We start from the raw sequence: 18,121 nt of genomic DNA, 5'->3' as shown, positions 1-18,121 counted from the left end.
GCCGCGCGAAGCGCTATAAATCGGTTAACTAGAATGTTCGGGGGATTCGGGTAAGAGCCAATTGAGGAGGACACCAAAAATACCGGCTAAACCAATTCCTTCTAGGGCAAATTCTCCGGCTTTGAGGCTCAGTCCGCCGACTCCAAACACTAGGATAATGGCTACAATAATTAAATTGCGAGGCTTGATTAAATCCTCTCCGGAGCGTACTAAGCTATTCATCCCCACAACGATAATTGTACCGAACAAAATCACCAGAATTCCGCCCATGGCGGGTACGGGAATGGAGCGCAAAAAGGCTCCTAGTTTACCCACAAAAGCCAGTAAAATTGCCAAAATTGCGGCCCAAGTCATGATGCCGGCATTAAAGATTTTAATCAGGGCAACGGCTCCGGTAACTTCGGAGTAGGTGGTATTGGGGGGGCCGCCGAAACAGGCCGCTAGACTGGTGGCTAAACCATCTCCGAGGAGGGTGCGATGGATACCGGGGTCTCGCAAGTAGTCTTTTTGAGCGACTGCGCTAATGGTAAGGATATCGCCAAAATGCTCAATGGCAGGGGCGATCGCCACAGGAACAATAAAGAGAATGGAGGGTAAATGGAACTTGGGTAAGGTACATTGGGGCAGTGCAAACCAGGGAGCTTGGGCGATCGCCGTTAAATCGACCATGCCGAACGGAAAAGCCACCAGATAACCGACGAGTAAACCCACTAAAATGGGCACTAATTTCAACCATCCCCGACTGAATAAGACGGTTAATAATGTAGCGAGTAAGGCACTACCAGAAACCGCTAGAGCAGCTCCTTCGCTGTATCCTTCCCCTGCATTCGATGCCATACCAATGGCGATGGGGGCAAGGGATAGACCAATCACCATAATCACCGGCCCCGTCACCACGGGAGGTAACAGCCGCAGCAAAAAACCGGAACCGCGCCATACAATTAATATACTTAAGAGTAAATAGACGATACCCGCAGCCATTAATCCCGATAAGGTTTCAGCTAAACCATATTTTTCTACCCCCAGTTGAATGGGGGCAATAAAGGCAAAGGAAGAGGCGAGAAAAACCGGTACTTTGCCCCCCGTTACCCATTGAAAAACCAGGGTTCCTAAACCGGCGGTCAATAGGGCAACATTAGGATTTAATCCGGTTAAAATGGGGACTAAAACTAAGGCTCCAAAGGCAATACAGAGGATTTGAGCGCCGAGGGGAAAATAGCGCCAACTGAATTGATAGGCGGTGCGATCGATCTGTGTTTTTTGAACTTCCGGGTTAGGATTAGGGGGTTCAGTCATCCGTGTTTCCTCCTGAAGACTCGCTGCTGTTTCCTTCGGGTTCTAATTCTGGCTCTGATTGTAACGGTTGTTCCTGGGTTTGGCTCTCCTGTTGTTGAGCGGCTAAACCACTTAATCGGGCTTGGGCTTTACTCCAATAGGAAATGGTTTCTAGATGTTCCGGTTCTAATTGCAATGCTCGCTCACAACAGATAATGGTTTCTTCATAGCGTTCTAGTGCATATAAAGAACGTGCTTTCTGTTGCCAAGCATCAGCCAAGGCCTCCTGGCGAGCAATGACCTCATCCCAAGCGGCGATCGCCTCTTCATAGCGTTGCAAACCGGTTAAGATTCGCGCTTGTCCGACCCACCCTTGAAAGGCTTCTGGGCGAATTTCTGTGGCCTTCTGAAAACTTTGTAGGGCTTCCTCGAACCGGTCAAACCCACTTAAGACTGTGCCTCGATTCAGCCAAGGATCGAAAGCATTGGGCTGTAGCTTGAGGGCTTGTTCGTAACTCTCCAACGCTTCCTGATAGCGGCCTAAATTTCTCAGGGCTACCCCCCGATTACTCCAGGCCATATCATAATCTGACTTAATTGCCAAAGCCTGATCGTAACTGCCTAATGCCTCTTCATATCGTTTGAGTTGATTGAGGGCTACGCCGCGATTCGTCCAAACTTGATAAAAATCGGGCTTGACTGCCAAGGCTCGATCCCAAAGGGACAAGGCCTGATTGTACTGTTTCTTTTCATACAAAGCATTGCCTTGATAAAATAGATCCTGCGCTTCAGCCGTCATCGGTTGTACGGTTTCGGGGGTAAAGGTTTTTTGCAACAGCGATCGCCCCACTTGAGTTGATTTTTGGCCAATCACCCCCAGTTCAAGTTCCCCCAACTTCAACATCCGGGAAGCCAATTGGTGATTGGGAACTGGATTTTCCAAGAGGCGATCGCCAAACTCAGTCAACCAATTCAGCCATCCGTCTTGCGTGGTGCGATCGGACAACTTACTCAAATACTGCTGCACCTGCGGCTCTTGCCATCCCTGATGAACGCCTTCCAACAGTTGCATAAACACAAATTCATATCCCGCATGATCGAGGGGGGGTTGCGGCTCCTTCTCTTTGACGGCCTCTGACTCTCCTCGATCGCCAAATAACTTGCTCCATAACCCCTGAATCCATTGGATCAAAGACCGCCAAAACCGTTTCCACATAGCTATAACCGAGTATTGATTTCCCCTTCATGATTCCCCATTATCAGTTAAAAATAAAAAGTTACTCATTATCTATTGCCGCGCGTTTGGGACTGCGGGCGATATGAACCTATCCGCAAAGCCCAAAGTGCTGTAACCTCAAGCCATTTTCCAGGTCATCTCCTGTCCTGCGCGTAGAGGAACTAACCCTGATTCGGTAAAGGGGACTTCATCGGGGATGCGCCAACTGGTTTTAGTCAAGGTAATCTGTTCGGTATTGCGGGGAAGTTGATAAAAATCTGGCCCGTAGAAACTAGCGAAGGCTTCTAGTTTATCCAGGGCCTTCACACTTTCAAAGGCTTCTGCGTACAATTCTAGGGCATGGAGGGCAGAAAAACAACCGGCACAACCACAGGCATTTTCTTTACTGGTGCGGGTATGGGGGGCGCTATCTGTGCCGAGGAAAAATTTGGGATTGCCGGAGGTGGCGGCTTTGAGGAGAGCTTGACGATGGGTTTCTCGTTTCAAGATGGGCAGACAATAAAAGTGAGGGTTAATACCGCCTTTGAAGATGCGATTGCGGTTAAAGAGGAGGTGTTGGGGAGTAAGAGTTGCGCCGATGTTGTCAGTATTGAGGACATATTCGACGGCATCGGAGGTGGTGATGTGTTCGAGGACGACGCGCAGTTGGGGAAAGCGCTGTCTGAGGGGAATTAAATGTTTCTCAATGAAGACTTTTTCGCGATCGAAGATATCCACGTCTGGATCGGTGACTTCTCCATGGAGCAATAGAGGCAAGTTGACTTGTTCCATGGTTTCAAAGACGCGATCGCACCGACTAATATCTGTAACCCCGAATTCTGAATGGGTTGTCGCACCAGAGGGGTAATATTTGACGGCTTTCACAAACCCCGCATCCTTCGCTTTGAAGATCTCTTCTGGCCTAGTATTATCAGTGAGATAGAGGGTCATGAGTGGCTCGAACTGTTGACCCTCTGGAATGGCTGCCAGAATGCGATCGCGATAAGCCGCAGCATCGGCGAGCGATCGCACTGGGGGCTTCAAATTGGGCATAATAATCCCACGGGCAAACTGTCGCACCGTATGGGGTAAAACGGCTTTGAGCGCATCACCATCGCGCAGATGGAGATGCCAATCATCAGGTCGAGTGAGGGTAAGGTGTTGCATCAGGTTGTCTAGAAATGAATCCTAATTGGGTTTTTTAGCGACTATAAAAACCGCTTTATTTTTGCTGGGTTGCCATTGGTAATCGATAGTTAATCCAGCATTCGTTAAGCTTTCTGTTAACTCTTTAATTGTAAAAATTTTAACTAAAGGCAAAAAGCCCAACATTCTGCATAGGGGAACAATGAGCTTAAACCAGAACATGGAATCTCCGAGGCAACTTGTGCTGGTGACAAACAGTCCGCCAGGTTTAAGCATCTGATAAACTTGGGCAATAGTAGCTTCTTTATCTTCTAGGAGATGTAAAATACTTAAACCCAAGACCATATCCAAGGTTTGGGGGGGAATATTTAAGTCGTCAATGCTGGCTTGTTCAAAGGTGACATTGGTAATGTTTTGATTGGCGGCTTTTTCTTGGGCGATCGCAATCATCTGAGCCGAAAAGTCAATAGCGCGAATTTGTTTGACATAGGGAGCATGAATCAGAGCCGTTGAACCCGTACCGCAGCCAATTTCCAACACTTCCATATCGGGGCGAAAATAGTCACGGGTGACTTGCAGTTTCTTCTGATAGGAGGCTTCATCGGCGATCGGTTGTTTGGCATAACCCTCGGCGATCTTGTCCCAAAATTGGGTTGATTGTGCCATGGTTCATTTCTCCTGTATGCAATAATTTTACACAACCGGGAACCCCGGAAAACGTTGAAATACTGTGAATGTTCACGGGCATAATTATAAACTCGATTGAGTTAGAGAGGTTGAAAATCATGATTCCTGAGACACTGAATACAGCCTTGAGCTATCCTTGGACGGCTGGTTATGCTAAGTTTCTGGCGTTAGTTCTGCTCTACGGAGCCACCGTTCACATCGGCAACATCGTCGGGTTAACGGGGACTCCCTGGTTATCTACACCCCTACTGTGGCGAGGGATGGATGTTGCCCTGTTGATTTTTAATATTGTAGGGGCGATCGCCCTCTGGCGGGGTTTAGCTTGGTCAGTGTTCCTCATCTTCGGTGGGATCATCTTACTGCAATTTGTACCCTATACGATTTGGCGATCGCAGTTTATTCTCCAACCTGAAGACACCCAAACCTTGAATGGACTCTTAGCAACTGAAGCCTTGCTTCTCGCTATTTTTGCCCTACTGCTGTGGTTGAAGAAATAGTTCATCTTGTTTCCCCTCCCTCTTGAAAAGAGGGATTTTCCGCAAGCGGACATGAAAGGGGGATCAAAATATCCGCCATAGAGAGCGCAAAGTGCTGTAGGTCAATCTTACTGAACCCTAGGCTGAATATAAAAGTTGCTGTAATTCCATTCTCGAAACTCTTTGAGTATTGTATAGTTTAGGCGCTCCAAAAAGCTGAAAAAACTCGGTTGATTTCTTTTGGTGACTTCAATGAGTCCATCGGGTTGAAATTGCCGCAATAGTCCTTCCGCCCCTTCTAAGACTTCTATTTCTAATCCTTGCACATCCATTTTAATGAAATCAATACTAGAGGTGATGAGCCGATCGAGGGGTAAAATTTCTACACTTCCGTTGGTATCTTCCTTGAGTTCGGTTAAACAGAGATCGCCGGTGGGATGGTTTTGCAGTTGGGCGCGACCGGGGGTTTTGCCGACGGCATAGCCTAATTTAGAGAGGTCTACGTTGGTGATTTGATTCAGGGCAATATTGGTTTTGAGGGCTTCAATAATATCGGGTTGAAATTCAATGGGAATGACGGTTTCTGCTCCTAAGATTTTGGCAAAATAAACCAGGTGGTTACCGGAATTTGCGCCCACATCGACGATCGCCGATCGCCCCTTGAGCGTCTGCTGAATAAAATCGAGTTCGGGCTGCTCGTAGAACTGGCGATCGTTCACCTGGGTTAATTCCACATCCAGATTTTTACCCGTAATCTGGAATTGAATCACCTGATTGTGGTTGACAAACTCAACTTGAGGGTGATCGCCACACAAAAGATTAACAAAATTGAGCCATCGCCTGGCTTTACGCAAATTCGGTGCAAGACTCAATGCCTGTTGCAGATAGGATTGAGCGGCTTCCCATTGCTGTTGTTTTGCTAAGGTAATCCCTAAATATTGAATAGAATTCGGATCTTCAGGAGAGCGTTCAATCGCCTGTTTAAAGCATTTCATGGCCTCAGCATAATTGCCCATCTGATTATAAATACCACCGGAGAGAGAATAGAGTCCCGATCGCTCAGGGTATTGCTCGATCGCCACCTGCAAAAGGGCGATCGCCACCTCCAAATACTCTTCCCGGCGCAAAAACTCAATCAACTCGCTCAAAGACGGCAAACTGAGGGAAACTTGATGCAAGGCTTGCTCATATAAGGGGCGATCGCTCTTAAACAAGCCTAGCGCAACCAAGGCCTGCTGAAGATGTTTCCCTAAATTTTCATCGGTCGGTTGAAACAACAACCCATGGCTATAATGGCGCACCGCCTCTGATAACCGTCCCTGTAGCTCATAGACCAACGCCAAATTATAATGTGCAATCACATGATTCGGTTTTTGTTGCAACACCTGTTCATATAACCGGGCCGCTTTCTCATACTCACCCTGTCTTTTATATAAAACGCCTAAATTCACCTGGCTACTAATATGTTGGGGGTCACGCTCTAAAACCCCTTCATATCCCTGGCGAGCAGCGTCCCAATTTCCCTGTTGCTGGTACTGATAAGCCTGTTGAAATTCTTGATTAAGATTTACCATATCGAAACCTAAACACATCCTGTTCTCAAATTCGTCAGAGAGAACAACCTTTCAGCTAAAATTGTAATCTATGACCTATTGCTCTAGGGACACCTTCAAACCACAGGTATAGCAGAACCCGGAATTGGCTCGGCCTCACCCCCCAGCCAACCCACGACCCATCCAGTTCAAGATTGGGGATGCATCAACTGAGTTAATCGAGCCTGTACCTGGGAACCTAGCTTAATGTAAACTATCGAAAAACCGATTCAAGCTTCCCTTACGGAAATGGCGATCGGATAGCCTAAAACCATGAATCAGGGATCTAAGCCAAAACCATCTTCTTACACCGACTCAGCCTCCTCAGAAGACCGCAAAAACCCTGGGGAAATGAACTCGCGTATCAACTCACGCATTGAACCTGGATGGCAACAATTCCAGATCCTCGCCCGTCTTCAGCCAACCATCTGGATTACCCTGGGTGGAGTTTTTGCCTTAGCCTTATTTGAAGCCATTCTCCATGGAGAGCAATTTGCCAGTCAACTCCTGGGCGCTCGCATCACCAGCTTATTTGCCCTTTTAGGCTGTTGGGGATTACAAAAAACCCAATTTGGTCGCCGTCATCCTAGCCTCCTTTTCCTGGGATTATCATGGTCAGTCACCCTATTACCCCAGATTTTGGGAACCGTTGCTGGAGTTTCCGAATTTAATCCAGAAATGTGGCTGGTTATGTTTGTCATGCAAGCCACCGCCATTCCTGTCTTTTGGCTGATTCATATCATTTCTCAAACGGTTGTCATTGTCTATTTTTGCCTGAATCGCTGGATTTTTCGCTTGCCTCCCAGTGACTTATCCCATGACATTACAGTAGAATCATTTCTCTTTTTGGCCATGATTGCCCTAGTCTGTTATTTCATTATTTATCAATATGAGCGACTCTCTCATCTAGAATGGGCAACTCGTCAAGAACTCGAATCAGTCAACAAACAAGTTAAAAATCTGACTCTTCTCGATCGCCTCACCCAACTGCCTAACCGCCGCCGCTTTAACGAATATATTGAACATGAATGGCGACGGATGAAACGGGACTTAAAACCCCTATCCTTGATTGTCTGCCGAGTCGATTATTTTAAGCCCTACGTCTATAGCTACGGTTCCCAAACCAGTAATGAATGCTTAAAAACGATCGCCGAGGCCATTTGCTCGGTGGTTAAACGTCCAGCCGATATGGTGGCTCGCTATCGGGGAGAAATGTTTGCCATTTTATTACCTCAAACGAATGTAGAAGGAGCCATGCAAGTGGCGACCTATATCCACTCAGAGATCAGTAGCCTCAAATTAGTGCATCCGAATTCCCCCATCAGTCCCTATATTACCGTTAGCTTAGGAGTCAGTAGTGTTGTCCCTCGCAATGATGATACTGAAGTTACCTTAATTGTCACGGCTGGAGAAGCTCTAGCCGAGGCTCAAGCCTTGGGAGGTGATAATATCATCGTCAAAACCCCCCAGGGGTTACGGTTAGAAAATAGTGCTGACTTAGATGATTATGCTTCAGGTTCTTTCGATCAAACTTCTTCGTAAACCTAGGAGATAGGGAGGCTACGGATACCAAAATAGACGTTGACCTGTAATTTTTAAGTTTAATTTTTAATTGAAATCATGACTCAAACGATTTGGATTGCACGACATGCTAACCGCCTGGATTTTGTGAATCCAGAGTGGTTTAATACGGCAGAGCGCCGTTATGATCCGCCCTTATCCGAAGATGGCTTGATTCAAGTTCAGGAATTAGCTCATCGCTTACAATCAGAAGGTATTACCCGGATTTTTGCCTCCCCTTTTCTGCGAACGGTGCAAACGGCCCATGGCGTGGCGGAGATTCTGGATTTACCGGTAGGCTTGCATTGGGGGTTGGGAGAGTGGTTAAATCCAGAGTGGATGACCCACATGCCGGAAACTCGGTCATTATCAGAATTGGCTGCTCAGTTTCCGCGTATCGATCCAGAGCTTCCTATTCAGGGAAAGCCTTCCTATCCCGAAACTGAGGCCCAATGTTTTGCTCGTGCAGGACAAACGATCCGAGCGTTAGTGGATCGGTTTCCGAATGAGGATTTGTTGTTTGTCGGCCATGGCGCGTCTGTGTTAGGAATGGCCATGGGATTGGTGGACGGGGTGACTCAATCCGATGTGAAGGCTTCGTTATGCGCTCTGGTTAAGGTGGTTAAGGAGGGCGATCGCTCGATTATGGAGTTAAATGGGGATACTTCCCATTTAAGTTCTCGTGAAAGTAGAGTTCGGTTTAATTAAGATGACGGTATTATTAGCGGGTGACATTGGCGGTACGAAAACCATCCTCAGACTGGTGGAACAGTCTTCAGAGGGGCAACCGTTGCAGGTTTTGGCCCAGCAGAGTTATCCCAGTCAGGAGTTTGGGGATTTGGTTCCGATCGTGAATCAGTTTTTGCAGGAAGAGGGAAAAGATCGGGGATATCCAGAACGGGCTTGTTTTGCGATCGCCGGCCCGGTGGAGCAGAATGAAGCGAAATTAACGAATCTGATCTGGCATCTCCAGGGCGATCGCCTGCAAGAAGAGTTACATCTACAACAGGTGAGCCTGATTAATGATTTTGCGGCGGTGGGTTATGGAGTTTTGGGACTTGGCCAAGACGATCTCTACTGTCTACAGGAAGCCCAAGCCCAAGCCCAAGCGCCGATCGCCGTGATTGGTGCAGGTACGGGTTTAGGAGAAGGCTTTTTGACTCCCGATGCTCAGGGAAACTATCAGGTGTTTTCTTGCGAAGGCGGTCATACCGATTTTGCACCTCGCAATCTTCTAGAGTCGGATTTATTGCACTATTTATTGGAGAAATACCAATGGGAGCGGGTCTCGGTAGAGCGGGTGGTTTCTGGGATGGGAATTGTGGCGATTTACCAGTTTTTGCGCGATCGCCAATGGGCTGAAGAATCTAGCGAGTTAATCCAGGTGTTTAAAACCTGGAAGTCCCAGATGGGTAAAGAGAATACTGAGACAGCGATCGATCCGGCCGCTGTGATCTCTCGATCGGCCCAGCAAAAGAGCGATCGCCTCAGTGAAGAAACCATGAATATCTTTATCGAGGCTTATGGCGCAGAAGCGGGAAATCTCGCCCTCAAGTTACTCCCCTACGGAGGGCTTTATATTGCTGGAGGAGTGGCTGCCAAAAACTTATCCCTGATGACCGATGGCAAGTTTTTACAAGCCTTCCTGAATAAAGGCCGGATGTCTAGACTCCTCCAACAGATTCCCATCCATATTGTTACCAATCAGGAAGTGGGCTTGATCGGCGCTGCCCTTTGTGCTGCCCAAGCCTAGGCCAATCTTCAATCCCCATTCCCCATTCTGGCTGAGTAATTATGGAGTTAACTGATTATCCCCTGTGGAAACAAGTATTGGAGTTCGCGCAAGTCACCACTCAGGAGGTGGGAGAAGAACTTCTCAAACAGTTTGGTCAGGTGCAGGGACAAGAAAAGGCCGACGGTTCCTTGGTGACGCAAGCGGATCGATGGGCTGATGGCCAACTGCAAGAGCGAATATTAGCCCAATTTCCCCACCATGGGGTGTTAACTGAGGAAACCGCCAAACGATTTCCCGATACCCCTTGGTGTTGGATTGTCGATCCGATTGATGGTACGACTAATTTTACGCGCGGGGTTCCCCTGTGGGGGATTTCTATGGCCTTACTGTATGAAGGGACTCCAGTCTTTGGCTATGTCTATTTTCCCCCCATTCGTCACTCGTTTTATGGGTTTAGGAATGCTCCCCCAGAACTCAACGGCCATCCAGTGGGCGCTTTTTTGAACGATCGCCCCATTACTCCGACAGAAGATCGCCCCAGTGGGAATCATTTCTTTAATCTCTGCGCTCGCAGCACATCGATTTTGCAAGCCGATCGCGGCCCGTTTCCCTGTAAAATCCGGATGCTTGGTGCAGCCACCTACAATATGCTGACCGTGGCGGCTGGAATTGCCATTGGGGGGGTAGAAGCGACTCCGAAAATTTGGGATATTGCCGCAGTTTGGGCGATCGCCCATGCTGCTGGGGCAGTCTGGGTTCCCTTAACCGATGCGACTCCGTTTCCCTTGATACCGGGCCAAGAGTATCATCACTCTCTCTATCCTACCCTAGTGGTGAGTCGCTCCCAATGGCTGGAGATATTCCAACCCTGGATAGTTACTCTTACTCAATAGGCAAATTGAAGGTTATTTTCTTATTAAGATTTAAGTGCAACAAATGGTGAACCATTTTTAAGAAGCTTTACGGCGATCGCCATAGACCTCTTGAGGTTGACGAGCAATAGACGTAATTTCCACAGGAGCTTGATGTTCCGCTATCGCTTCCTCCACCAGTTGATGGGCATGTTCCCGACAACGGCCACAACTACTGGAGACTTTCAGGCGATCGCAGACCATATCGACAGAACAGGCTCCTTGGGCGACCGCCTTGCGAATTTCACGGTCTGTAACTGCATGACAGATACAAATGTACATCCAGGTTCACTGCCTCCACAAGATTGAGTAATACTTGCTTAACTTAAGATTAAGTTAATGAAAACAATTCTCAAGTAACAGTTCCTATTATGCATTGACAGCCCCTAAGAAGTCAAGTAGGATTAGCGAAGACAGCTCGAAACCCAGACCTGCTGTGGATCGAAGAGCAATCAATCAGTTAGGAGAACACGAATGCAGGGTGATCCCAATGTTAAAACCCAATTAAATGCAGCTCTCAAGCTTCAATTGACGGCAATTAACCAGTTTTTTCTCCATGCCAGAATCTGCAAAAACTGGGGACTTCATCAGCTCAACGATAAAGTGTATAAGGCATCGATTTCAGCGATGAAACATGCCGATAAGCTGATTGAGCGGACTTTATTTCTGGAAGGTTTACCCAATCTGCAAGATTTAGGGAAACTGCTGATCGGTGAAACCGTGCCCGAAGTGTTGCAAAACGATCTGACTATGTACCAAGAAATACGTGCAGATCTGCAACGGTCGATTCAACTGTGCGAATCGGTTCAGGATTATATTAGTCGGGATATGCTAGAAGAAATTCTAGAAGATATCGAAGAGTCCATTGATTGGCTCGAATCCCAACAATGGCTGATCGAAAATTCAGGCTTAGAAAATTACTTGCAATCAATGATGTAAGGACGTTCCCCTTTCTAGGGGGTATCGATGAGAAAAGAATCAGTTAAAGGATTGAGTGAGAATTAAAAGATGAAAGGGAACGATCAAGTTATTGCCCAACTGCAAAAACTGCTTAGAAGTGAACTCGCCGCACGGGATCAGTATTTTACCCATTCTCGTATGTATGACGATTGGGGATTGAATAAGCTCTATGAGCGCATCGATCATGAAATGCAGGAAGAAACGCAACATGCAGATGCAATTATTAAGCGGTTATTGTTTCTAGAAACTACCCCAGATCTATCCCAACAGGAGGGGCTGAATATTGGCTCGACTGTGCCAGAGATGCTGCAAAGCGATTTAGATTTGGAGTATAAGGTGGTTGGAGATTTGAAAGAGGCGATCGCCGTTTGCGAAACCCAGCAAGATTATCAAACTCGCGAAATCTTAAAAGTGATTCTAGCCGATACGGAAGAAGATCACGCCTACTGGTTAGAGAAACAATTGGGATTGATTGAGAAAATTGGGTTGCAAAATTATCTGCAATCTCAGATGTAGGAGCGATCGAGTCATGTTGAGCAACAGGCGCAAGTATACTCGCTGGTTCAGAGTCAGTTTAGCCATCTGCCTGAGTTGGAGTCTATTCGCCTGTACTCAACCCCAAATGGCTACCCCAGAAGAAACAGCCCTTCGTTCTCCAGAAGAAATCAGAACAGAAAGCGTAGAGCGAGTGGTTGCCTTAACCTCTCTTTCTGCGGATATTTTGCACCGGTTAGACGCTTCCAAATTAGTGGGGATTCCTGGCAGTCCCTTGCTAGAGAATGACCCCCGGTTTTCCCAGATCCCTGCCGTCAGTCAGGGACAAACTGCACCAAGTTTAGAGAAAATTATTGCCCTGAAGCCTGATTTAGTCATTGGAGCAACGGGGTTTCACGATCAAATTGCCGCTCGGTTAGCGGAGCTGAATATTGAGACCTATTTAGCCGCTTTAGAGAGTTGGGAGAGCTTAGAAGCCTTAACGGAGGCGATCGCCTCAGCGATTAATGTTGACCCTCAACCCCTTTTAAGCCAATATCAAACCTTACTCCCTCCCTCCACCTCCCCTAGTCCAGCCACCTTAATTCTAGCCAGTACCCAGCCCATCCTATCGCCCAATAAAAATAGCTGGTCTGGGGATTTTTTAAACCGCTTCAACTTTGAGAATGTAACCGCTAACCTACAGGGAAATGCTCCCATTAGTGGCTATATTACCCTTTCCCCAGAAAAAATATTACAAATCGATCCCGATATTCTGATTGTGATTCAGTTTGGTGGTCAATCTCCCTTAAGCGAGTTCAAATCCCAGGGATTTTGGTCAGAACTCAAAGCCGTTAAAACAGAACAAGTCTATGTCTTTGACTACTACGGTTTAATTAATCCAGGAACCATCGATTCGATTCGCCGTGCCAGTGAAGCACTGCTAAAACTTCGCCCCGTTGAGGGTTAAACTAAATTGACCAGAATGCTTGCAGACAGGATTCGATTATGGTTTTTGACTTCTTACCGAAATTACCGAAAGCGAATTTAGATGACCGAGAATATCAGGACTTGATCGAAGAGTGTTTGCTGAGAATTCCCCGCTATTGTCCGGAGTGGACGAATCATAACCCCAGCGATCCAGGCATTACGATGATTGAACTGTTTGCCTGGTTAACCCATCAAATGCTGCTGCGGTTTAATCAACTGCCTCGGCGCAATTATATTTTATTCTTGGAATTGCTCGGTATTCGCTTAGAGCCGCCGAATCCAGCCACTACGGAATTGACGTTTTATTTGGTGTCGGATTTGCCGGAGTCTTATACGATACCGGCGGGGATTGAGGTGGCGACGGAACGCAACCCTAGGCTCGAACCGATTGTGTTTAGTACCGATCGCCCCTTAACCATCGGTAATCCCCAAATTAACCATTTTCTGGGAGCTGACCAGATCGAGGAAACGCCACAAATTTTACGCGATCGCTTCACCAACCTCTGGAACCTCACCCCCACTGGGGAATGGTCAGGGCCGGAACTGCCAGTATTTAACGCCCAACCGCAACCGGGGAATTGTTTCTATCTGGTCTTCGACGGCCAGGAACCCTTGGACGGTAATGTAATTATCCTCACGTTCAAAGGCCAAGAAGCCACTCCCACCGGCATTGACCCCACCGACCCCCCGCGACGGTGGGAAGCCTGGAATGGTCAGTATTGGCAGCCGGTACTGCTGGAAGAGTCCGACGACGAAACCCAAGGCTTTAGCTTTGCCGATATTGCCCAACGGGGGGGGAATCCCTTGCAGGGTGTGGATATTACGCTACATTTACCCTTAACGTTCCCGATCGCCCAATTTACCGCCTATCAGGGGCGCTGGTTGCGCTGTGTGTATGCGACTCCGCGCCTGACTCAAGCGGCTTACACGCGATCGCCGCAAATCATCGGCATTGGCGTAAAGGCGATCGGTGGAACCACGGAAGCGACCCAATGCGAACTGATCGAAAATGACCTACTCGGAAATAGTAATGGGGAACCGGGGCAAATCTTCCAACTGCGGCGATCGCCCATTCTAGATCGCCAAGAAGACGAATATCTGATCGTTACGCCTCCAGGGGAAACCCCCCAACGGTGGGAAGAAGTCCGTGATTTTTCTCAGTCTAGTCCTAGCGATCGCCATTATCTGATTGACTCCCTCACCGGTACGCTCCAGTTTGGCCCCCTGATCCGGGAACCCGCCCAACTCAAACAAGCCAAAGATATCCGCGCCATTCTGCAACGGGGACAGGATCGCCCCCTGATCCAACCTCCGAGCATGGAACACCAATATGGAGCCATTCCCCCCAGGGGGGCAACTGTGCAAATGAGCCGCTATCGCACGGGGGGAGGTCTGCGGGGGAATGTGGAACCGCGCAGCTTGAATACCCTAAAATCTGCGGTTCCCTATGTCGCCAATGTGGTCAACCTGATCCCTGCTCGTAATGGAACGGAAGCGGAAACCATTGAACAAGCCGCCATGCGCGTGCCGCAAATGTTGCGAACCCGCGATCGGGCTGTGACTCCAGAAGACTTTGAATCGCTGACCATTTTAGGAGGAGATGGGGCGATCGCCCGTGCCACCTGCTTACCCACCGACCCCAAAAAACCGGGAAGCGTGCAGCTTTTAGTGGTTCCCGACTCGAACCGACAGGCGATCGAACAGGGAGTCGGTATCCCTCCCGAACAGTTCCGCCTCAGTCCTCCCTTGCATCGCAAGCTCATGGCCTATTTAGATGAACGGCGCTTACTCGGTGTACAGGTAGAACTTTTAGAACCCGACTATGTGGGACTCTCCGTACAAACCGAAGTCGCCCTAGACCCAGCCTATCGCACTCCAGAAGCGCAAACGGAGATACTCCACGCCCTGAATGTGACCCTGTATCGCTTCTTTAACCCTCTCACGGGCGGCCCAGGGGGGAACGGCTGGCCCCTGGGTCAACCGGCTTATATTTCCGATGCGATCGCCCTGTTGCAACAAGTCCCCGGTATTCGTCGTTTAGGAGCCGTGCAACTCTTTGAACTGCGCCTATCCCCGGCGGGCCAATGGATCAGAAGCCAACCCGTCCCCCTGGTAGATCCCGGCCCCACCGGTCTGATTTGCTCCTGGGCCGATCCAAATCTGCGATCGAATCACACGATCAACATCATCGATTGATACAGCATCTAGTAGAGTAGGCAGGAGAATATAGCGCTTCGCTCGGCAGAAGGGTAATACAGCGCTTCGCGCGGTAATAGGTAACAGGTAATCAGTAATAGGAAAACTATTTTTCACGCTAGTTGTACAATTGAACTAAATAATTAGATGTCACACCATAAGGGATAAAGGAAATCAGATGACCACCCTGAGCCTGATCAGTTTAATCTTAGGAATCACCCTGGCAATCATGACCTTGTTATTCATTTTCCGGATTGTCCTCACCTGGTATCCTCAAATCGATCTCAACCGTTTTCCCTTTAATGTCATTGCTTGGCCCACCGAACCCTTTTTAAGTCCCCTACGCAAAATCGTCCCCCCCTTGGGCGGTGTCGATATTACCCCCATTATCTGGGTGGGCATTTGCTCTCTGATCCGAGAATTGCTCATCGGCCAGCAAGGTCTGTTGAAAATGATGCTCTAAGGAAAGATCTCCCTTGGTAGTGGACCGGCAAGCTTAAAACTGTAGGTTGGGTTGAACGAAGTGAAACCCAACTTTCGTCAGACGGGTGTTGGGTTTCGTTCCTCAACCCAACCTACACTCTTACCCCCAATTTTAAGCTTGCCGGTCCAGTAGTGGACCGGCAAGCTTAAAATCATGGGTAAGCTATGTGCTACAATTTACTAATGGAATAAATTACAGCGATCGCGTTGCCCACAAAATTAAGCTTGCCGATCCAGTAGGGTGGGCAGGGTAAGAGTCATCACAGTTGAATCAATGGCTTATTTCCCTGCCCACCTTAGAGCTATAGCGTCATTAATGACCCGGACTTGATATGAAACCGATCTGATTTCCTCTAGCAAATGTAAAATTTTATTACAATATCTGAGATTTTGCATAAAAATCGCCCGAAAAAACAGAGATCCATATAGAGGCCCCCTCGCCTCCTCTACCATCATTGGGACAAAACCATGCAAAACTCACTCCATCTACCCCTGACTACCGCTCTAGCCTCCGTACTTTCTCTGACTGCCTTCAGCGCTCCCACTCAAGCCTTCACCCTTCTCAAGAGTCAAGAGTTTCTGGAGAACATTGGTATCGGCAAATCGCTTTATGCCAATGGTGACGAAATTTTTATCCATCTCATCAATGAGCCATACGATCCCAACCCTGCGCCTCCTCCCACCAATCTTTGTGAGAATAAGTCGGCTTGGATTCAATTTATAGAACGAGCTTACTTCTGTGACCAAATTCCAGAAGAGTTGCAACTCTCTCCTCAGATGGCTCAAGAAGCGACTCTGATGAATAGTGGAAACGCCGAACTTTTCATGTATGGAGTTTTTCCATTTCCAACTCCTATGTTTGCAGGAGGCTTTGTTAGTCCTGGGTTTGACCCTGGAGAAGAGCTAATATTTGCTTTACAAACCACTCCTTCACAAGAAGTAGGGCAGGTTTTCTATTCGACCGGTGACCCAAACGCGAATGCTAGTCTTTTTCCTGGGTATGACAATCCCTTTCGCGATCAAATTCAGACCGATATTGATACTTTCTTATCCGTTCCCCATGCCAGGGTACGCTATGAAGCACCAGGGATAGCGCGAGTCGGTTTTGAAGATGTGTTTTATCGGGGAGCATTGAATCTAGATTGCAATAATCCTCTAGAGCCATGTCCACAAGCCGATTGGGATTTTAATGATTACGAGTTTCTCATTTCTGGTGTTGAGATTCAACCCGAAGAACCGGTTCTTGAACAAACGGGCCTAGAGCTGATTGTTGAAGAGGGTGAAGTCTTTGATTTCCAGGCTCTAGATTACGGGACGAGAATTCCGGACAAGTTGAAATTTCACTGGGATTTCAATGATGATGGAGAAACTGACTATGAAGGTCTTGAAGGTGAGATTCAATGGAGTTACGGGACTCCAGGGGTTTATGATTCTTGGTTAACCGTAATTGATGACAGCAATCCGGATAATATTATTGAATGGAAATACATATTCCAAACCACTGTTAAAGGAGAACCTGTCGCTCCTCAATTTTCCGTCTTGTGGTGGGATACAATATTCTGGAAGCCTGGACTTGGATGGGAAGTTCGTCAAGAAATTCCTGATTTCCTGGATGACTTTGGCGGTGGAGATATCTTTAATACCACATATATTTCCCACATCACCCCTGGAGGACTGGAAGCCCATTTAGCCTCTAATAACTATGATGTTGTCGTTTTAGATACTGCATATGCTCCTCCTTACAATCCTGTTTTCCCATTTGATTCAGCAGATCAGGAAGCGTTAAAACAGCATTACACTCAGAAATCGAATTTAATGCTCGATGGAAGTCTAACCATCCGTAGTTATCCACATACGCCAGAAACTGATTTTCCTGGAATAAACAACTCCTTGGGTAACTTTACTGCTAATCAGGTGTATGAACTGGCTACACGGGGAGGAGGGATTTTGATCGGTACTGATCATTACCAGTTTCAAGGTGATGCTAACTATATGCTTGATGGTCTCTTCCCAGGGCGAACAACTAGGTTTAGTGGGATAACGAATCCTTCTACAGATGGGGTATTCTATGGTGCAGATTTACTCAATAACCAGGTAGAAGTTGCGCCTAATGATATTTTCAATCATTGGAGTGCGGTTCCCAGTCAAGGCGTTGCTCCCACGGGGGATTTTATCGACTTCTTGGGCAACCCTGTGACGCTTTATAGTCAAGTTGATGTTGCCAATAAACCCGGTGGTGGGCAAAAGTATTCCTATATTTCCACCAGTTGGAAACCGGATGTCTGTGCAACTGCTGTTACTGATACCAGTTCTGCATGTAAAAAAGTACCCGAACCTTCAGCAATTTTGGGACTTTTAGCAGTTGGTGCGGTAGGTTCCCTGTTGAAACGGCATTAAAGTTGATATTGTAGGGGCGGGTT

The 18,121-nt window shown here is 47.6% G+C and carries 17 protein-coding genes; 11 read left to right on the top strand and 6 right to left on the bottom strand.

The genetic code is table 11. From position 1 onward, the window contains the following. Window positions 1-24 precede the first annotated feature (24 nt). The 4 genes from PMG25_RS19210 to PMG25_RS19195 form a co-directional block, all read right to left on the bottom strand. A complete protein-coding gene (locus tag PMG25_RS19210) occupies window positions 25-1,296 on the bottom strand; it encodes a uracil-xanthine permease family protein (RefSeq protein ID WP_283768510.1) in 1,272 nt (423 codons plus the stop codon). Further along, window positions 1,289-2,491, bottom strand: coding sequence for a tetratricopeptide repeat protein (locus PMG25_RS19205; protein ID WP_283768509.1), 1,203 nt, complete (start codon window positions 2,489-2,491; stop codon window positions 1,289-1,291). Before PMG25_RS19205 ends, PMG25_RS19210 begins: the two co-directional genes overlap by 8 nt. A 138-nt stretch (window positions 2,492-2,629) precedes the next feature. Further along, window positions 2,630-3,658 carry a dihydroorotase gene (gene pyrC / locus PMG25_RS19200; RefSeq protein ID WP_283768508.1) on the bottom strand — a complete coding sequence of 343 codons (1,029 nt, stop codon included), beginning with the start codon at window positions 3,656-3,658 and terminating at the stop codon, window positions 2,630-2,632. A gap of 21 nt (window positions 3,659-3,679) precedes the next feature. Beyond that, window positions 3,680-4,303, bottom strand: a complete 624-nt coding sequence (locus PMG25_RS19195) for a class I SAM-dependent methyltransferase (protein WP_283768507.1) — start codon at window positions 4,301-4,303, stop codon at window positions 3,680-3,682. 119 nt (window positions 4,304-4,422) lie between these two features. On the opposite strand from PMG25_RS19195, the gene PMG25_RS19190 reads away from it, so the two are divergent. Continuing rightward, window positions 4,423-4,821, top strand: coding sequence for a hypothetical protein (locus tag PMG25_RS19190; RefSeq protein WP_283768506.1), 399 nt, complete (start codon window positions 4,423-4,425; stop codon window positions 4,819-4,821). A 107-nt stretch (window positions 4,822-4,928) separates the two neighbouring features. Here PMG25_RS19190 and PMG25_RS19185 read toward each other — a convergent pair whose 3' ends face one another. Further along, window positions 4,929-6,374, bottom strand: coding sequence for an FkbM family methyltransferase (locus PMG25_RS19185; RefSeq protein ID WP_283768505.1), 1,446 nt, complete (start codon window positions 6,372-6,374; stop codon window positions 4,929-4,931). A gap of 291 nt (window positions 6,375-6,665) precedes the next feature. Between PMG25_RS19185 and PMG25_RS19180 the strand changes: the two genes are divergently transcribed. The 4 genes from PMG25_RS19180 to PMG25_RS19165 all read left to right on the top strand — a co-directional run bounded on the left by PMG25_RS19180 (window position 6,666) and on the right by PMG25_RS19165 (window position 10,580). Then, entirely contained in the window at window positions 6,666-7,934 is a 1,269-nt protein-coding gene (locus tag PMG25_RS19180) for a GGDEF domain-containing protein (protein ID WP_283768504.1), read from the top strand. 78 nt (window positions 7,935-8,012) lie between these two features. After that, window positions 8,013-8,660: a histidine phosphatase family protein gene (locus PMG25_RS19175; protein WP_283768503.1), complete on the top strand. Its 648-nt coding sequence runs from the start codon at window positions 8,013-8,015 to the stop codon at window positions 8,658-8,660. A 1-nt stretch (window position 8,661) separates the two neighbouring features. Next, window positions 8,662-9,705 carry a glucokinase gene (locus PMG25_RS19170; RefSeq protein WP_283768502.1) on the top strand — a complete coding sequence of 348 codons (1,044 nt, stop codon included), beginning with the start codon at window positions 8,662-8,664 and terminating at the stop codon, window positions 9,703-9,705. Between the two features lie 41 nt (window positions 9,706-9,746). After that, window positions 9,747-10,580, top strand: coding sequence for an inositol monophosphatase family protein (locus tag PMG25_RS19165; RefSeq protein ID WP_283768501.1), 834 nt, complete (start codon window positions 9,747-9,749; stop codon window positions 10,578-10,580). Window positions 10,581-10,637: 57 nt separating this feature from the next. Here the strand turns inward: PMG25_RS19165 and PMG25_RS19160 are convergent, their stop codons facing one another. After that, window positions 10,638-10,880 carry a (2Fe-2S)-binding protein gene (locus PMG25_RS19160; protein ID WP_283768500.1) on the bottom strand — a complete coding sequence of 81 codons (243 nt, stop codon included), beginning with the start codon at window positions 10,878-10,880 and terminating at the stop codon, window positions 10,638-10,640. A gap of 192 nt (window positions 10,881-11,072) precedes the next feature. Between PMG25_RS19160 and bfr (PMG25_RS19155) the strand changes: the two genes are divergently transcribed. From bfr (PMG25_RS19155) to PMG25_RS19130, 6 genes are all read left to right on the top strand, one after another. Beyond that, the gene (bfr, locus tag PMG25_RS19155) at window positions 11,073-11,537 is read left to right on the top strand and encodes a bacterioferritin (RefSeq protein WP_283768499.1); all 465 of its coding nucleotides are present in this window, start codon (window positions 11,073-11,075) and stop codon (window positions 11,535-11,537) included. Between the two features lie 69 nt (window positions 11,538-11,606). Beyond that, window positions 11,607-12,074: a bacterioferritin gene (gene bfr, locus PMG25_RS19150; protein WP_283768498.1), complete on the top strand. Its 468-nt coding sequence runs from the start codon at window positions 11,607-11,609 to the stop codon at window positions 12,072-12,074. A 13-nt stretch (window positions 12,075-12,087) separates the two neighbouring features. Further along, complete coding sequence (locus PMG25_RS19145; protein WP_283768497.1) at window positions 12,088-13,002, top strand: ABC transporter substrate-binding protein; 915 nt, start codon at window positions 12,088-12,090, stop codon at window positions 13,000-13,002. A 38-nt stretch (window positions 13,003-13,040) separates the two neighbouring features. Next, on the top strand, window positions 13,041-15,218 hold the full coding sequence (locus PMG25_RS19140; RefSeq protein WP_283768496.1) for a putative baseplate assembly protein: 2,178 nt from the start codon (window positions 13,041-13,043) through the stop codon (window positions 15,216-15,218). Between the two features lie 178 nt (window positions 15,219-15,396). Continuing rightward, on the top strand, window positions 15,397-15,681 hold the full coding sequence (locus tag PMG25_RS19135; RefSeq protein WP_283768495.1) for a YggT family protein: 285 nt from the start codon (window positions 15,397-15,399) through the stop codon (window positions 15,679-15,681). 488 nt (window positions 15,682-16,169) lie between these two features. Beyond that, the gene (locus PMG25_RS19130; RefSeq protein ID WP_283768494.1) at window positions 16,170-18,098 is read left to right on the top strand and encodes a PKD domain-containing protein; all 1,929 of its coding nucleotides are present in this window, start codon (window positions 16,170-16,172) and stop codon (window positions 18,096-18,098) included. The last annotated feature ends 23 nt before the right edge of the window (window positions 18,099-18,121 follow it).

The sequence above is a fragment of the Roseofilum capinflatum BLCC-M114 genome (assembly GCF_030068505.1).
Taxonomy (GTDB): Bacteria; Cyanobacteriota; Cyanobacteriia; order Cyanobacteriales; family Desertifilaceae; genus Roseofilum; species Roseofilum capinflatum.
This window is presented reverse-complemented; position numbering and strand designations above follow the sequence as displayed.

Coding starts and splice junctions, on each gene's coding strand:
- PMG25_RS19210 (WP_283768510.1), bottom strand. CDS start 1,296: ATGACTGAACCCCCTAATCCTAACCCGGAAGTTCAAAAAACACAGATC.
- PMG25_RS19205 (WP_283768509.1), bottom strand. CDS start 2,491: ATGTGGAAACGGTTTTGGCGGTCTTTGATCCAATGGATTCAGGGGTTA.
- pyrC (WP_283768508.1), bottom strand. CDS start 3,658: ATGCAACACCTTACCCTCACTCGACCTGATGATTGGCATCTCCATCTG.
- PMG25_RS19195 (WP_283768507.1), bottom strand. CDS start 4,303: ATGGCACAATCAACCCAATTTTGGGACAAGATCGCCGAGGGTTATGCC.
- PMG25_RS19190 (WP_283768506.1), top strand. CDS start 4,423: ATGATTCCTGAGACACTGAATACAGCCTTGAGCTATCCTTGGACGGCT.
- PMG25_RS19185 (WP_283768505.1), bottom strand. CDS start 6,374: ATGGTAAATCTTAATCAAGAATTTCAACAGGCTTATCAGTACCAGCAA.
- PMG25_RS19180 (WP_283768504.1), top strand. CDS start 6,666: ATGAATCAGGGATCTAAGCCAAAACCATCTTCTTACACCGACTCAGCC.
- PMG25_RS19175 (WP_283768503.1), top strand. CDS start 8,013: ATGACTCAAACGATTTGGATTGCACGACATGCTAACCGCCTGGATTTT.
- PMG25_RS19170 (WP_283768502.1), top strand. CDS start 8,662: ATGACGGTATTATTAGCGGGTGACATTGGCGGTACGAAAACCATCCTC.
- PMG25_RS19165 (WP_283768501.1), top strand. CDS start 9,747: ATGGAGTTAACTGATTATCCCCTGTGGAAACAAGTATTGGAGTTCGCG.
- PMG25_RS19160 (WP_283768500.1), bottom strand. CDS start 10,880: ATGTACATTTGTATCTGTCATGCAGTTACAGACCGTGAAATTCGCAAG.
- bfr (WP_283768499.1), top strand. CDS start 11,073: ATGCAGGGTGATCCCAATGTTAAAACCCAATTAAATGCAGCTCTCAAG.
- bfr (WP_283768498.1), top strand. CDS start 11,607: ATGAAAGGGAACGATCAAGTTATTGCCCAACTGCAAAAACTGCTTAGA.
- PMG25_RS19145 (WP_283768497.1), top strand. CDS start 12,088: ATGTTGAGCAACAGGCGCAAGTATACTCGCTGGTTCAGAGTCAGTTTA.
- PMG25_RS19140 (WP_283768496.1), top strand. CDS start 13,041: ATGGTTTTTGACTTCTTACCGAAATTACCGAAAGCGAATTTAGATGAC.
- PMG25_RS19135 (WP_283768495.1), top strand. CDS start 15,397: ATGACCACCCTGAGCCTGATCAGTTTAATCTTAGGAATCACCCTGGCA.
- PMG25_RS19130 (WP_283768494.1), top strand. CDS start 16,170: ATGCAAAACTCACTCCATCTACCCCTGACTACCGCTCTAGCCTCCGTA.